Genomic DNA, 13,208 nt, shown 5'->3' on the forward strand with positions numbered 1-13,208 from the left:
CTGCGGCGGTTTGGACTGATCACTGCGCAAGATCTCGCCTCAGTGCAACGCTGAGCGATCCAACCGCCGGATGCGGAAAACCGCACGTCCGGTGGTGTGGGAGGGGTAACGGGCACTAGTCCCGTTACCTCGACCCAATCAGTTGATAGGCCGCCGTTGATGCTCAGTCCGGAATCGGCAGGTTCAGGCTCTCCTTCACCTCTTCCATCACGATGTAGCTCTTCGACTCGCGCACATGCGGCAGTTTCAGCAGGATGTCGCCCAGCAGCTTGCGGTACGAGGCCATCTCGGAAATCCGCGCCTTCACCAGGTAGTCGAAGTCCCCCGAGACCAGGTGACATTCCAGTACATGCGGCAGCTTGAGCACGGCACGGCGGAATTCCTCGAAAGTGTCGCCGGACTTGTAGTCCAGGCTGATCTCGACGAACACCAGCAGGCTGCCCTTGAGGTGCTGCGGATTGAGCCGGGCGTTGTAGCCCATGATGATGCCCTCGCGCTCCAGGCGGCGGACCCGCTCGGTGCACGGCGTGGTCGACAGGCCGACCTTCTCGCCCAGTTCAGTGAAGGAAATGCGCCCGTCGGTCTGCAGGATACGGAGGATGTTGCGGTCGATCTTGTCCAGCTCGCGCTTGCTTTGGTGCTGGGTTCTCATAGTGGATGCCCCTTTGTAAAAGCCGACTTTGCCGAGAATTCTCGCCAAATATAGGTTTTTATATAGTGAAATGCACTGCCCCGAGTTTTTTACACTGCGCGCATTCATGCCATTCACAAAATTGTGGCGGTGCGCCGCCTCGAGGGATAACAACATGCGCGTTCTGGTACTTGGTAGCGGTGTGATCGGAACCGCCAGTGCCTACTATCTGGCCCGGCAAGGTTTCGAAGTCGTGGTGGTCGATCGCCAGCCGGCGGTGGCCATGGAAACCAGTTTCGCCAACGCCGGCCAGGTGTCGCCGGGTTATGCCTCGCCGTGGGCCGCCCCGGGCGTGCCGCTGAAAGCCATCAAGTGGCTGCTGGAGCGCCACGCGCCCCTGGCGATCAAGGCCACCGGTGACGTCGACCAGTACCTGTGGATGGCGCAGATGCTGCGCAACTGCACCGCCAGCCGCTACGCGGTGAACAAGGAGCGCATGGTCCGCCTGTCCGAGTACAGCCGCGACTGCCTCGACGAACTGCGCGCCGAAACCGGCATCGCCTACGAAGGCCGCACCCTCGGCACCACCCAGCTGTTCCGCACCCAGGCCCAGGTCGACAACGCCGCCAAGGACATCGCCGTCCTCGAACAGGCCGGCGTGCCCTACGAGCTGCTGGACCGCGACGGCATCGCCCGGGTCGAGCCGGCCCTGGCCAATGTCTCCGATATCCTCGCCGGCGCCCTGCGCCTGCCCAACGACCAGACCGGCGACTGCCAGCTGTTCACCACCCGCCTGGCGGAAATGGCAATCAAGCTCGGCGTCGAGTTCCGCTTCGGCCAGAACATCCAGCGCCTCGACTTCGCCGGCGACCGCATCAACGGCGTGTGGATCGACGGCAAGCTGGAAACCGCCGACCGCTACGTGCTGGCCCTGGGCAGCTATTCGCCGCAGATGCTCAAGCCGCTGGGCATCAAGGCCCCGGTGTACCCGCTCAAGGGCTACTCGCTGACCGTGCCGATCACCAACCCGGACATGGCGCCGACCTCGACCATCCTCGACGAGACCTACAAGGTCGCGATCACCCGTTTCGACAACCGCATCCGCGTCGGCGGTATGGCCGAGATCGCCGGTTTCGACCTGTCGCTGAACCCGCGCCGGCGTGAAACGCTGGAGATGATCGTCAACGATCTCTATCCTCTCGGCGGCGACCTGCGCCAGGCCGAGTTCTGGACCGGCCTGCGCCCGACCACCCCGGACGGTACGCCGATCGTCGGTGCCACGCCGTTCCGCAACCTGTTCCTCAACACCGGCCACGGTACCCTCGGCTGGACCATGGCCTGTGGTTCCGGGCGTCTGCTGGCCGACCTGATGGCGCGCAAGAAACCGCAGATCAGCGCCGAAGGCCTCGACATTTCCCGTTACGGACACACCCAGGAGACCGCCAAGCATGGCAATCCAGCGCCAGCTCACCAATGAGCGCATGAGTCAGATCGTCGTCCACAACGGCACCGTCTACCTGGCGGGCCAGGTGGGTGACGACATGAACGCCGGGATCGAGCAGCAGACCCGCGAGACGCTGGGCAATATCGAACGCCTGCTGGACCTGGCCGGTACCGACAAGACCCGCCTGCTCTCGGTGACCATCTACCTGAAGGACATCGATGCCGACTTCCAGGGCATGAACGCGGTCTGGGACACCTGGCTGCCCAAGGGCGTCGCGCCGGCCCGGGCCACGGTCGAAAGCAAGCTCTGCGAGCCGGAGATCCTCGTCGAAATGTCGGTGGTCGCCGCGCTCTCGTAACGTTCCTCTCTTCACCCGGTGCCCTGGCTTACAGGTCGTTGCGGCACCGGGCCTTTTATTCCAAACAGACTGCCAGAAGGCTGCCGTCATGCGTCCCGCCCGTGCCCTGATAGACCTCCAAGCACTGCGTCACAACTACCGATTCGCCCGCCAGCTGTCCGGGGCGCGCGCCCTGGCGGTGATCAAGGCCGATGCCTACGGGCATGGCGCGGTGCGCTGCGCCCTGGCCCTGGAAGCCGAAGCCGACGGTTTCGCCGTGGCCTGCATCGAAGAGGCGCTGGCACTGCGCGAGGTGGGGATCAAGGCGCCGGTGCTGCTGCTCGAAGGCTTCTTCGAGGCCAGCGAGCTGGAGCTGATCGTCAAGCATGATTTCTGGTGCGTGGTGCATTCGCTGTGGCAACTGGAAGCGATCGAGAAGGCCAGCCTGGCCCGGCCGATCCAGGTCTGGCTGAAGCTGGACAGCGGCATGCACCGCGTCGGCCTGCATCCGCGTGACTACCAGGCGGCGTACCAGCGCCTGCAGGGCAGTGGGAAGGTGTCGAAGATCGTGCTGATGAGCCACTTCGCCCGCGCCGACGAACTGGACAGCAATGCCAGCAACGAGCAGGTCGCGGTGTTCGAGGCGGCGCGCCAGGGCCTCAAGGCCGAGGTCAGCCTGCGCAATTCGCCGGCGGTCCTGGGCTGGCCGCAGGTCCCCAGCGATTGGGTGCGCCCGGGCATCATGCTGTACGGTGCGACCCCGTTCGAGACCGCCCAGGCCGAGGCCGAGCGCCTGCAGCCGGTGATGACCCTGGAGTCGAAGGTCATCAGCGTGCGCGAACTGGCGGCCGGCGAGCCGGTGGGCTACGGCGCGCGTTTCGTCAGCCCGCGGCCGACCCGGGTCGGCGTGGTCGCCATGGGCTATGCCGACGGCTATCCGCGCCACGCGCCCACCGGCACCCCGGTGCTGGTGGCGGGCAAGCGCAGCCAGCTGATCGGCCGGGTGTCGATGGACATGCTGTGCATCGACCTGACCGACGCCCCCGAAGCCGGTCTCGGCAGCCCGGTGGAACTGTGGGGCAAGAACGTCCTCGCCAGCGACGTGGCGACCCAGGCCGGCAGCATCCCCTACCAGATCTTTTGCAACCTGCGCCGAGTGCCTTTGGTCTATACCGGAGAGTGAGTGCCATTGCTGACGAGCTGCGGGTCGAAGTGTTGTAAATACTGAACGCTGTTGCGATGATGGCGCACATTTCGACCCCATTCGTTCCTCAGGAGGGCTCCAGCATTGGACGTCGGTGAACGACTGCAAGCCATTCGCAAGATCAAGGGCCTCTCCCAGCGGGAGCTGGCCAAGCGTGCGGGTGTCACCAACAGCACCATCTCGATGATCGAGAAGAACAGCGTCAGCCCGTCGATCAGCTCGCTGCGCAAGGTGCTGAGCGGCATTCCGATGTCGATGATGGAGTTCTTCTCCGAGGACCTGCTGCCGGAGAATCCGACGCAGATCGTCTACAAGGCCCACGAACTGATCGACATTTCGGACGGCGCGGTGACCATGAAACTGGTCGGCAAAGGCCATCCGAGCCGGGCCATCGCCTTCCTCAACGAAATCTACCCGCCGGGCGCCGATACCGGCGAGGAAATGCTCACCCACGATGGCGAAGAGACCGGCATCCTCCTCGAAGGCAAGCTGGAGCTGGTGGTGGGCCTGGAAACCTTCATCCTCGAAGCGGGCGACAGCTACTATTTCGAAAGCACCAAGCCGCACCGTTTTCGCAATCCCTACGATGAGCCGGCCAGGCTGATCAGCGCGGCCACCCCCGCGAACTTCTGACGGGGAGGGTGGCGCGGCTGATTGTCGCGGATAAACCCCTTTATTTAATGGGGTTGTTTCGGCGAGTCAGGGTTCCCGCTATACTTGCGCCGCCTGCGAATCCGTGGCCGCGGGCGTGACTAGCCACCATGAGGGTGTACGTGTGAATCCAATCAAGAAAATGCTGGCCATACCAGCTACCGTAGTGGCCCTTTGGGCGGTCAGTGCCCAGGCTGCGACCAACGACGACATTGCCAAACGCCTGGAGCCGGTCGGCCAGGTCTGCGTCCAGGGCCAGGAATGCAAGGGCATGGAAGTGGCGGCCTCCGCTGGTGGCGGTGCGGCCAAGACCCCGGACGACATCATCGCCAAGCACTGCAACGCCTGCCATGGCTCCGGCCTGCTGGGCGCGCCGAAGATCGGCGACACCGCGGCCTGGAAAGAGCGCGCCGACCACCAGGGTGGTCTGGACGGCATCCTCGCCAAGGCGATCACCGGCATCAACGCCATGCCACCGAAGGGCACCTGCGCCGACTGCTCGGATGACGACCTGAAAGGCGCCATCAAGAAGATGTCCGGCCTGTAAGCCGCGCGATTGCCGCACCGAAGCCCGCCTTGCGCGGGCTTCGTCGTTTCTGGGCTACTGTGCAGTAATTCGTACACCCGCCCGGTCCAACCTTCAGGCAACGGGCATCACCGGGAGACGACAGCGTGCGCAAGGTTTCGATCGAGGAAGCAGTGGACCAGGTGCTGGCGCGATTGCCGGCGCATATCCACATGGGCCTGCCCCTGGGGCTGGGCAAACCCAACCGGTTCGTCAACGCGCTATATGCGCGGGTACGGGATCTGCCTGAGCGGCGGCTGACGATCTACACGGCGCTGTGCCTCGGTCGCCCCGAGCTGGGTGACGGCCTGCAGCGACGCTTTCTCGAACCCTTCGTCGAACGGGTCTTCGCCGATTACCCGGAGCTGGATTTTCTCCACGACCTGCGCCCCAGCCAGCTGCCGGCGAACATCCGCGTCGAGCAGTTCTTTTTCCAGCCCGGCAGCCTGCTGCACAGCGCGCAGGCGCAGCAGGACTACGTCAGCAGCAACTACAGCCATGCGGCGCGGGACATCAATGCCAAGGGCCTGAACCTGATCGCCCAGATCGTCGCCGAGGAGCCTTCGCGTCCCGATCACCTGAGCCTGAGCTGCAACCCCGACATCACCCTCGACCTGCTGCCGATGATCCAGCGCCGGCGCGCCGCGGGTGAAACCATCCTGCTGCTCGGCCAGGTGCATGCCGAACTGCCCTACATGCCCGGTGCCGCCGAGCTGGCGCGCGGGGACTTCGATCTGCTGATCGACCAGCCCGAGCGTACCCGGCTGTTTTCCACGCCCAACATGCCGGTGGGCACCCAGGACCATTTCATCGGCCTGCACGCCAGCGCCCTGGTGCGCGACGGCGGCACCCTGCAGATCGGCATCGGTGCCATGGGCGACGCCCTGGCCGCGGCGCTGCTGGCGCGACAGGCGGACAATCCGGCTTATCAGGCCCTGCTCGGCGATCTGGACCTGTCGCCGTGGCAGCGCCTGATCGAGCGCGAAGGCGGGGTGCTGCCGTTTGCCCAGGGGCTCTATGGCTGCAGCGAGATGTTCGTCAACGGCCTGCTGGCGCTGCTGGAGGCGGGGATCGTGCGGCGTGCGGTGTATGCCGACGACGCGCGCCAGCAGGCGGCCCTCGACGGGGCGCCGGACAGCGACGATGGCGTGCTGGTGCATGGCGGCTTCTTCCTCGGGCCGCAGGCGTTCTATCAGCGCTTGCGCGAGCTGCCGCTGGCGATGCGCAGCCGCATCGCCATGAGCGCGATCAGTTTCATCAACGAGCTGTACGGCCAGGAGTCGCTCAAGCGCCTGCAACGCCGCGATGCGCGGTTCATCAACACGGTGTTCAGCATGACCCTGATGGGCGCCGCCGTGGCCGACCAGCTGGAAGACGGGCGGGTGCTCAGCGGCGTTGGCGGCCAGTACAACTTCGTGGTCCAGGGCCATGCGCTGGAGGGCGCGCGCTCGATCCTGCTGCTGCGCTCGTGGCGTGAGGCGGGTGGTGAGGTGAGCTCGAACATCGTCTGGGACTACGGCCACTGCACCATTCCCCGGCACCTGCGCGACGTGGTGGTGACCGAGTACGGTATCGCCGATCTGCGTGGGCAGACCGATGCCGAGGTGATCGCGCGGCTGCTGGCGATCAGCGATTCGCGCTTCCAGCCGCACCTGCAGGCCGAGGCGCAGAAGGCCGGCAAGCTGGCGGCGGATTTCGTCCTGGATGCGCGCTATCGCGATAACACCCTGCAGCGCCTGGAGGCGCTGCGCGGCCGGCATGGGCGGCTGTTCCCGGAGTATCCGCTGGGCTGTGACTTCACGGCCGAGGAGCGTGATCTGTTGCGGGCGCTGAACTGGTTGAAGAGCAAGTTCAAGTTGAGCGAGGTGCTGGAGCTGGGCAAGGCGGCGCTGGATGCCCCGCCGCCGGAGGCCTGGCCGGCGCAGTTGGCGAGGATGGGGCTGGAGAAGCCGGAGGGGTTGAAGGAGGAGATCTATCAGCGGCTGTTGCTGGCGGGGTTGCAGGCGACCGCCGGCGTTCCGGGCTGAACGTGTAGGAGCGTGGCTTGCCCGCGAAGGATCGCGCAGCGATCCCAGACCTCACCGCAGTCGGGGACCGCTGCGCGGCCCTTCGCGGGCAAGCCGCGTATCCCAATTACAGGCCCTTCGCGGGCAAGCCGCGTATCCAATTACAGGGTTTTCACGGGCAAGCCGCACATCCAATTGCAGGGCTTTCGCGAGCAGGGTGGGCTCAAAAACCCTCATATTGTTATTCACTAAAGATATTTAAATTATTTTTCTTATTCCTTTAATGTTTGACTCCTGCGTACCTGCCGACCAATCGGCGCGCCGCACGAACACGAACCCACACGGCGAAACCGTGAGTTTCTGATCGACGCGCGCCTCATTGGCGCTCGCTTCGCGGGAGTTGAACATGTCAGCGGCCTCCAACGCCTTGTCGTCCATCGACAGCGCACAGCAGCAACACTTCGAGATCCGGCCCTTCGAGGGCGCGGTCGGCGCCGAGATCATCGGCCTGGACCTGACCCGAGCGGTCAACGGCGAGGATTTCGCCAGGATCCACCGGGCCCACCTCGACCACCATGTGCTGGTCTTCCGCGACCAGCGCATCACCCCCGAACAACAGATCGCCTTCAGCCGCCGCTTCGGCGTGCTGCAGATCCATGTGCTCAAGCAGTTCCTGCTGGCCAACCACCCGGAAATCCTCATCGTCTCCAACATCGTCGAGAACGGCCAGAACATCGGCCTCGGTGATGCCGGCAAGTTCTGGCATTCGGACCTGTCGTACAAGGAGCTGCCAAGCCTGGGCTCGATGCTGCACGCCCAGGAACTGCCCAGCGAAGGCGGCGACACCCTGTTCGCCGATATGCACAAGGCCTGGGACGGCCTGCCCGAAGCGCTGCGCAAGGCGGTCGAAGGCCGTCAGGCGGCGCATTCCTACACCGCGCGTTACAGTGAAAGCAAATTCGAGGGCAACTGGCGCCCGACCCTGACCGCCGAACAACTGGCGCAGGTCGCCGAGGTCATCCACCCGATCGTGCGCACCCACCCGGAAAACGGGCGCAAGGCGCTGTTCGTCAGTGAAGGCTTCACCACCCGCATCGTCGGCCTGCCCGACGACGAAAGCCGGCAGATCCTCGCCGAGCTGTACGCCCACAGCGTGCTGGAGCAGAACATCTACCGCCATCAGTGGCGCCCCCACGACCTGGTGTTCTGGGACAACCGCTCGCTGATCCACCTCGCCACCGGCTGTCCGGCGCACCTGCGCCGCAAGCTGTACCGCACCACCATCCAGGGCGACGCCCCGTTCTGATCCGCCGAGGAATCCATCATGCGCAAAACACTCAGCCGCCTCGCGGCCGGTATCGGCCTGAGCGCCAGCCTGGTTGCCGGTAGCCTCGTGGCCCCGGCCACCGCCCACGCCGAAGGCGAAATCCGCATCGCCGAACAGTTCGGCATCGTCTACCTGCTGCTCAACGTGGTCCGCGACCAGCAACTGATCGAGAAGCACGGCAAGGAGCAGGGCATCGACATCAAGGTGGACTGGACCCAGCTGTCCGGTGGCGCCGCGACCAACGACGCGCTGCTCTCGGGCTCCGTGGACATCGTCGGCGCCGGCGTCGGCCCGCTGCTGACCATCTGGGACCGCACCCAGGGCCGGCAGAACGTCAAGGCCGTGGCCTCGCTGGGCAACTTCCCGTACCAGCTGCTGAGCAGCAACCCCAACGTGAAGAGCATCGCCGACATCAGCGACAAGGACCGTATCGCCCTGCCGGCGGTGGGCGTCTCGGTGCAGTCGCGCTTCCTCCAGTACGCCGCCGCGAAGCAGTGGGGCGACAAGGAGTTCAACCGCCTCGACAAGTACACCGTCGCCGTGCCGCACCCGGACGCCACCGCGGCGCTGATCGCCGGTGGCACCGAGCTCAACGGACACTTCTCCAACCCGCCGTTCCAGGAGCAGGCGCTGGCCAACAAGGATGTCCACGTCGTCCTCGATACCTATGAACTGCTCGGCCCCAACTCGCCGACCGTGCTGTTCACCACCGAGCAGTTCCGCAAGGACAACCCCAAGACCTACAAGGCCTTCGTCGATGCCCTCGCCGAAGCGGCGGACTTCGCCCAGCGCGACAAGGCCGCGGCGGCGGACACCTATGTCCGCGTGACCAAGGCCAAGATCAGCCGCGAGGACCTGCTGAAGATCATCGACAACCCGAAGTACGAGTTCACCGTCACGCCGAAGAACACCTACCAACTGGCGGAATTCCTCTACCGGGTCGGCGCCATCAAGCACAAGCCGGAATCGTGGAAGGACTACTTCTTCCAGGATGAAAAACCGCTTCAGGGGAGCTGAGTTCATGACCGCCCGACTGCAAGGCCACACGGCCAGCACGCTGAGCCGCGTAGACACGCCACCGCTGCTGCAGGTGGACAACCTCAGCCTGGAATACCGCACCGCGCAGCGCGTGGTGCGGGCCACCCACCAGGTCAGTTTCGACGTGGACAAGGGCGATCGCTTCGTCCTCCTCGGACCTTCCGGCTGCGGCAAGTCGACCCTGCTCAAGGCGGTCGGTGGCTTCATCGCCGCGAGCGAAGGCTCGATCCGCCTGCAGGGCCAGGCCGTGAACGGCCCGGGGCCTGATCGCATCGTGGTGTTCCAGGAATTCGACCAGTTGCCACCGTGGAAGACGGTGAAGCAGAACGTCATGTTCCCGCTGCTGGTGTCCGGCACGCTCAAGCGCGCCGAGGCCGAACAGCGGGCCCTGGAGTACCTGGAAAAGGTCGGCCTGGCGGCGTTCGCCGATGCCTATCCGCATACCTTGTCCGGCGGCATGAAGGCGCGGGTGGCGATCGCCCGGGCGCTGGCCATGCAGCCGAAGATCCTGCTGATGGACGAGCCCTTCGCCGCCCTCGATGCCTTGACCCGGCGCAAGATGCAGGAAGAGTTGCTGGCGTTGTGGGAGGAGGTCAGGTTCACCCTGCTGTTCGTCACCCACTCCATCGAGGAAGCGCTGGTGGTGGGCAATCGCATCCTCCTGCTGTCGCCGCATCCGGGACGGGTGCGGGCCGAGATCCACAGCCATCAGTACGACCTGCACAGCCTTGGCGGCGCCGATTTCCAGGCCAGTGCCCGGCGCATCCACAACCTGCTGTTCGAAGACGGCCAGACGCCGGCCGCCGCGGCCGCGCTGGACTTCGCCGACCTGCGCATCGCCTACTGACGGGACCCTCGCCATGACTACCTCATCCACTCCCCGCCAGGAGTACGAAGTCGCTCTGACGCCATGGGACGGCGTCGCCCTGGAGCGTGAGTTACCGCTGCTGCAGCGTCTCTGGCAGCACGGCTGGCTGCGCAAGAGCGTGATCCTCATCCTGCTGGCGCTGGCCTGGGAGGCGGCGGCCCGCTACCAGGGCAACGACCTGCTGCTGCCGACCTTCCTGCAGACCGTCCGGGCGCTGTTCGATGGCCTCGTCAGTGGCGAGCTGCCGGCCAAGGTCGGGGTCTCCCTGGTGGTGCTGCTCAAGGGTTATCTGCTGGGGATCGTCCTGGCCTTCGGCCTGACCAGCCTGGCGGTCTCGACGCAGATCGGTCGCGACCTGCTCGGCACCCTGACCTCGATGTTCAACCCGCTGCCGGCCATCGCCCTCCTGCCGCTGGCGCTGCTGTGGTTCGGCCTGGGCGAGAACAGCCTGATCTTCGTCCTGGTGCATTCGGTGCTCTGGGCCCTGGCATTGAATACCTATGCGGGCTTTCTCGGCGTCGGCGAAACCCTGCGCATGGCCGGGCGCAACTATGGCCTGCGCGGGCTGCGCCTGGTCGTGCATATCCTGGTGCCGGCGGCGCTGCCGTCGATCCTCTCCGGGCTGAAGATCGGCTGGGCCTTCGCCTGGCGCACGCTGATCGCCGCCGAACTGGTCTTCGGCGCCACCAGCGGCAAGGGTGGCCTGGGCTGGTACATCTTCCAGAACCGCAACGAGCTGTACACCGACAAGGTCTTCGCCGGGCTGGCGGTGGTGATCCTCATCGGCCTGCTGGTGGAAGGGCTGGTGTTCAACGCGCTGGAACGGGTCACCGTGCGCCGCTGGGGCATGCAACGCTAGCGGCACTCTAGCGGTACTGCGCCGCCGCCTTGCTCAGGGTCTGCGAGATCAGCTCGCGCAAGGCCGGTGGTTGCTCGACGACCAGTTCATCCCCCTGGCTCAGCAGCCACCAGCGCAGGCTCCAGCTGTTGCTGACCGTGGCCTGCAGGCGGTGGCCGTGGGCCAGGTCGGTGAGTTGCATGTCGGGCGACAGCGGCGTCTCGCGGACCAGGCGAGCCAGATTGTCGCTGATCCAGGCCCGCAGCTCGATCTTCTCCGCGCTGCCGAACTGCAGGGCGTCGCTGCGCAGGTAGCTGTGCAGGTCGAAGTCGCCCAGGCCCTGGGCCGGGCTGTCGAGCACATGCAACTGGCGGAAACGGTGCACGGCGAACTGGCGGATGTCGCTGTACGGCTGCGCCGTGGCGATCAGGTAGGCGACCTGACCGCGCTGGATCAGCGCCAGCGGATTGAGGGTCAGCTCGACGGTGCGGTCGTTGTGCGCCGAGTAGTACAGGCACTGCAACTGGTGTTCTTCGAGCAGCGCCTTCTGCACGGTCTCGAGGATGCTGTCCGGCACCTCGGGGGCGCGCATGTTCATTTCCGGACGCACGCTGGCGACCTTGTCCAGCCAGCGCGCCGCCTTGTTTTCCGCCGACAGGTGTTCGAGCTTTTGCCGCGCATGGGCGAAGCGTGCATCCAGGCCCTTGAGCATGCTGCCGGGGAGCAGCGGGCGCACGGCTTCTTCCACCAGCGCCAGGCTCAGCGCTTCGCTCACGCTCAGGCCACGCAGTTCCACGCAGGCATTGGCGGCCCAGTACCAGCCGTAGGGAATGCTGCGGTCGTTGCGCTCCAGCGGGAAGATCAGCGACAGCTCGTTGAGGTCGCGCTCGATGCTGCGCTTGCTGATGTTGAAACCGGCGTCCTTGAGACGTATCACCAGTTCCGCGGTGGTGATGCCGGGAGAGCGGCTGGGCAGCTGGCGCAGCAGTTCCCATTGACGGCTGAGGGTGGCGCGGGTGGTGGCGGAGGGCAAAACGGTGAGTCCTTGTCTAGGCTTGCGGCGGTCGCGCGAAGTCCGCGACATGATATGGCAATTTGCCATTAATTTATCCATTTCAAGGACGAACCGGTGAATTGCCCCGACGAACGCGGATGCGACAGGTTTTGTCGTGACGCTGAGCAAAATCGAGCCTCATCGCCCACAAGGACACCAAGAAGGAGGGCGGGTCAATGAGGATGAACATGTCTGCTGCCAGCAATATCTATTCTCTGCTCGGGCGCCTGCTGCCGGAGCGCGTCATCCCCGCGCCCTCGCGCGTGCATGTGCGGCGCCTGTACACCGGTGTGGGCATGCCGGCGCAGCGCGCGGCGCTGGGCGAAAGCTTCAGCCTGGTCAGCCTGCTGGACGAGGCGCCGGACCTGCAGGGCGTCTATGCCGACCTGCGCAGGCAGGCCCTGGCGGGCAGCGTGGCGGCGCTCAACGACCTGGGCTGGATCTGGCTGAACGGCCGCTACTGGCGCGCCGATCCGGTGCTGGCCGGGCATCTGCTGCGCATGGCGGCGTTGCAGGGCAGCGCCGTGGCCTGGTTCAACCTCGGCCAGCAGTATTACTTCGGCAAGGGCGTGAACATTTCCTATGCCAGCGCTGCCGAGTACTACCGTCATGCGTTCGAGGCCGGGCTGGCGGAAGCCGCGGCGGCGCTGGGCGATCTCTACGAAGAGGAAACCTGCGACAGCGATGATGAGCCCAATCCCTGGCGTGTGGACCTGGGGCTGGCCTGCGAATGGTTTCTGCGCGGCGCCCAGCGCGGTGATGCGCGGTGTCGTTTCGAGGCCGGCTATCGGCTGTTGCACGGGCAGCAGGTGCCTGCCGACAGCCGGGCCGGGGTCTACTGGCTGGAACTGGCGGCGGTGGCCGGGGTGGTGCAGGCGGCCGAGGAACTGGCCATGCATTTCCAGGAAGGGGGCAATGACCTGCGCTACCTGTTCTGGCGCGACCAGGCGATCGGGCTGGGCAGCCCGCTGGCGCTGACGATGAAGCTGGAGGATCAGCTAAAGCCTTGATGTGGTGGCCCTGTAGGAGCGGGCGTTGCCCGCGAAAGGGCCGCACAGCGGCCCCTGACTGCGGTGAGGTCTGGGACCGCTGTGCGGTCCTTTCGCGGGCAACGCCCGCTCCTACAGCGGGCGCAGTGCTTGACGCCTTCTGCGGGATCGAAGAATATAGATAGTTAGCAAACTATGAATATATTCACGACACCCGCCTATGACTCTCGACGCCCTCCAAAAGAACACCAGCAGC

13 protein-coding genes are annotated in these 13,208 nt (G+C 65.4%); 11 read left to right on the top strand and 2 right to left on the bottom strand.

Annotated elements, in window-relative coordinates; all coding sequences use genetic code 11:
• Positions 1 to 163 precede the first annotated feature (163 nt).
• Positions 164 to 652 carry a transcriptional regulator DadR gene (gene dadR, locus RTI28_RS29625; protein WP_042121505.1) on the bottom strand — a complete coding sequence of 163 codons (489 nt, stop codon included), beginning with the start codon at positions 650 to 652 and terminating at the stop codon, positions 164 to 166.
• Between the two features lie 154 nt (positions 653 to 806).
• Here dadR and dadA point away from each other — a divergent pair, with 154 nt between their 5' ends.
• The 10 genes from dadA to RTI28_RS29675 all read left to right on the top strand — a co-directional run bounded on the left by dadA (position 807) and on the right by RTI28_RS29675 (position 10,930).
• A complete protein-coding gene (gene dadA, locus RTI28_RS29630) occupies positions 807 to 2,108 on the top strand; it encodes a D-amino acid dehydrogenase (RefSeq protein ID WP_316923789.1) in 1,302 nt (433 codons plus the stop codon).
• A complete protein-coding gene (locus RTI28_RS29635; protein ID WP_316923790.1) occupies positions 2,080 to 2,433 on the top strand; it encodes a RidA family protein in 354 nt (117 codons plus the stop codon). Before dadA ends, RTI28_RS29635 begins: the two co-directional genes overlap by 29 nt.
• 88 nt (positions 2,434 to 2,521) lie before the next feature.
• On the top strand, positions 2,522 to 3,595 hold the full coding sequence (gene alr, locus RTI28_RS29640; protein WP_316923791.1) for an alanine racemase: 1,074 nt from the start codon (positions 2,522 to 2,524) through the stop codon (positions 3,593 to 3,595).
• A gap of 105 nt (positions 3,596 to 3,700) precedes the next feature.
• A complete protein-coding gene (locus tag RTI28_RS29645; protein ID WP_316923792.1) occupies positions 3,701 to 4,249 on the top strand; it encodes a cupin domain-containing protein in 549 nt (182 codons plus the stop codon).
• 160 nt (positions 4,250 to 4,409) lie between these two features.
• Positions 4,410 to 4,814, top strand: a complete 405-nt coding sequence (locus RTI28_RS29650) for a c-type cytochrome (protein ID WP_316923800.1) — start codon at positions 4,410 to 4,412, stop codon at positions 4,812 to 4,814.
• A 191-nt stretch (positions 4,815 to 5,005) separates the two neighbouring features.
• Positions 5,006 to 6,859 carry an acetyl-CoA hydrolase/transferase C-terminal domain-containing protein gene (locus RTI28_RS29655; protein ID WP_410479052.1) on the top strand — a complete coding sequence of 618 codons (1,854 nt, stop codon included), beginning with the start codon at positions 5,006 to 5,008 and terminating at the stop codon, positions 6,857 to 6,859.
• Between the two features lie 385 nt (positions 6,860 to 7,244).
• On the top strand, positions 7,245 to 8,144 hold the full coding sequence (locus RTI28_RS29660) for a TauD/TfdA family dioxygenase (protein ID WP_316923794.1): 900 nt from the start codon (positions 7,245 to 7,247) through the stop codon (positions 8,142 to 8,144).
• 18 nt (positions 8,145 to 8,162) lie between these two features.
• Positions 8,163 to 9,182, top strand: a complete 1,020-nt coding sequence (locus tag RTI28_RS29665; protein ID WP_316923795.1) for an ABC transporter substrate-binding protein — start codon at positions 8,163 to 8,165, stop codon at positions 9,180 to 9,182.
• Between the two features lie 4 nt (positions 9,183 to 9,186).
• Positions 9,187 to 10,050, top strand: a complete 864-nt coding sequence (locus tag RTI28_RS29670) for an ABC transporter ATP-binding protein (RefSeq protein ID WP_316923796.1) — start codon at positions 9,187 to 9,189, stop codon at positions 10,048 to 10,050.
• A 13-nt stretch (positions 10,051 to 10,063) separates the two neighbouring features.
• Positions 10,064 to 10,930, top strand: coding sequence for an ABC transporter permease (locus RTI28_RS29675; protein WP_316923797.1), 867 nt, complete (start codon positions 10,064 to 10,066; stop codon positions 10,928 to 10,930).
• 7 nt (positions 10,931 to 10,937) lie between these two features.
• Here the strand turns inward: RTI28_RS29675 and RTI28_RS29680 are convergent, their stop codons facing one another.
• Positions 10,938 to 11,942: a helix-turn-helix transcriptional regulator gene (locus tag RTI28_RS29680; protein ID WP_316923798.1), complete on the bottom strand. Its 1,005-nt coding sequence runs from the start codon at positions 11,940 to 11,942 to the stop codon at positions 10,938 to 10,940.
• Between the two features lie 209 nt (positions 11,943 to 12,151).
• Here RTI28_RS29680 and RTI28_RS29685 point away from each other — a divergent pair, with 209 nt between their 5' ends.
• Positions 12,152 to 12,973 (top strand): tetratricopeptide repeat protein, encoded by an 822-nt coding sequence (locus RTI28_RS29685; RefSeq protein ID WP_316923799.1) that lies wholly within the window; start codon positions 12,152 to 12,154, stop codon positions 12,971 to 12,973.
• The last annotated feature ends 235 nt before the right edge of the window (positions 12,974 to 13,208 follow it).

It is taken from the genome of Pseudomonas sp. zfem002 (assembly GCF_032621685.1).
GTDB classification, from domain to species: domain Bacteria; phylum Pseudomonadota; class Gammaproteobacteria; order Pseudomonadales; family Pseudomonadaceae; genus Aquipseudomonas; species Aquipseudomonas japonica.

Excerpts from the sequence above, each read along its gene's own strand:
- RTI28_RS29670 (WP_316923796.1), top strand. The coding sequence starts at position 9,187 with ATGACCGCCCGACTGCAAGGCCACACGGCCAGCACGCTGAGCCGCGTA.
- RTI28_RS29660 (WP_316923794.1), top strand. The coding sequence starts at position 7,245 with ATGTCAGCGGCCTCCAACGCCTTGTCGTCCATCGACAGCGCACAGCAG.
- RTI28_RS29685 (WP_316923799.1), top strand. The coding sequence starts at position 12,152 with ATGTCTGCTGCCAGCAATATCTATTCTCTGCTCGGGCGCCTGCTGCCG.
- RTI28_RS29635 (WP_316923790.1), top strand. The coding sequence starts at position 2,080 with ATGGCAATCCAGCGCCAGCTCACCAATGAGCGCATGAGTCAGATCGTC.
- RTI28_RS29655 (WP_410479052.1), top strand. The coding sequence starts at position 5,006 with ATGGGCCTGCCCCTGGGGCTGGGCAAACCCAACCGGTTCGTCAACGCG.
- RTI28_RS29650 (WP_316923800.1), top strand. The coding sequence starts at position 4,410 with ATGCTGGCCATACCAGCTACCGTAGTGGCCCTTTGGGCGGTCAGTGCC.
- dadA (WP_316923789.1), top strand. The coding sequence starts at position 807 with ATGCGCGTTCTGGTACTTGGTAGCGGTGTGATCGGAACCGCCAGTGCC.
- dadR (WP_042121505.1), bottom strand. The coding sequence starts at position 652 with ATGAGAACCCAGCACCAAAGCAAGCGCGAGCTGGACAAGATCGACCGC.
- RTI28_RS29675 (WP_316923797.1), top strand. The coding sequence starts at position 10,064 with ATGACTACCTCATCCACTCCCCGCCAGGAGTACGAAGTCGCTCTGACG.
- alr (WP_316923791.1), top strand. The coding sequence starts at position 2,522 with ATGCGTCCCGCCCGTGCCCTGATAGACCTCCAAGCACTGCGTCACAAC.
- RTI28_RS29665 (WP_316923795.1), top strand. The coding sequence starts at position 8,163 with ATGCGCAAAACACTCAGCCGCCTCGCGGCCGGTATCGGCCTGAGCGCC.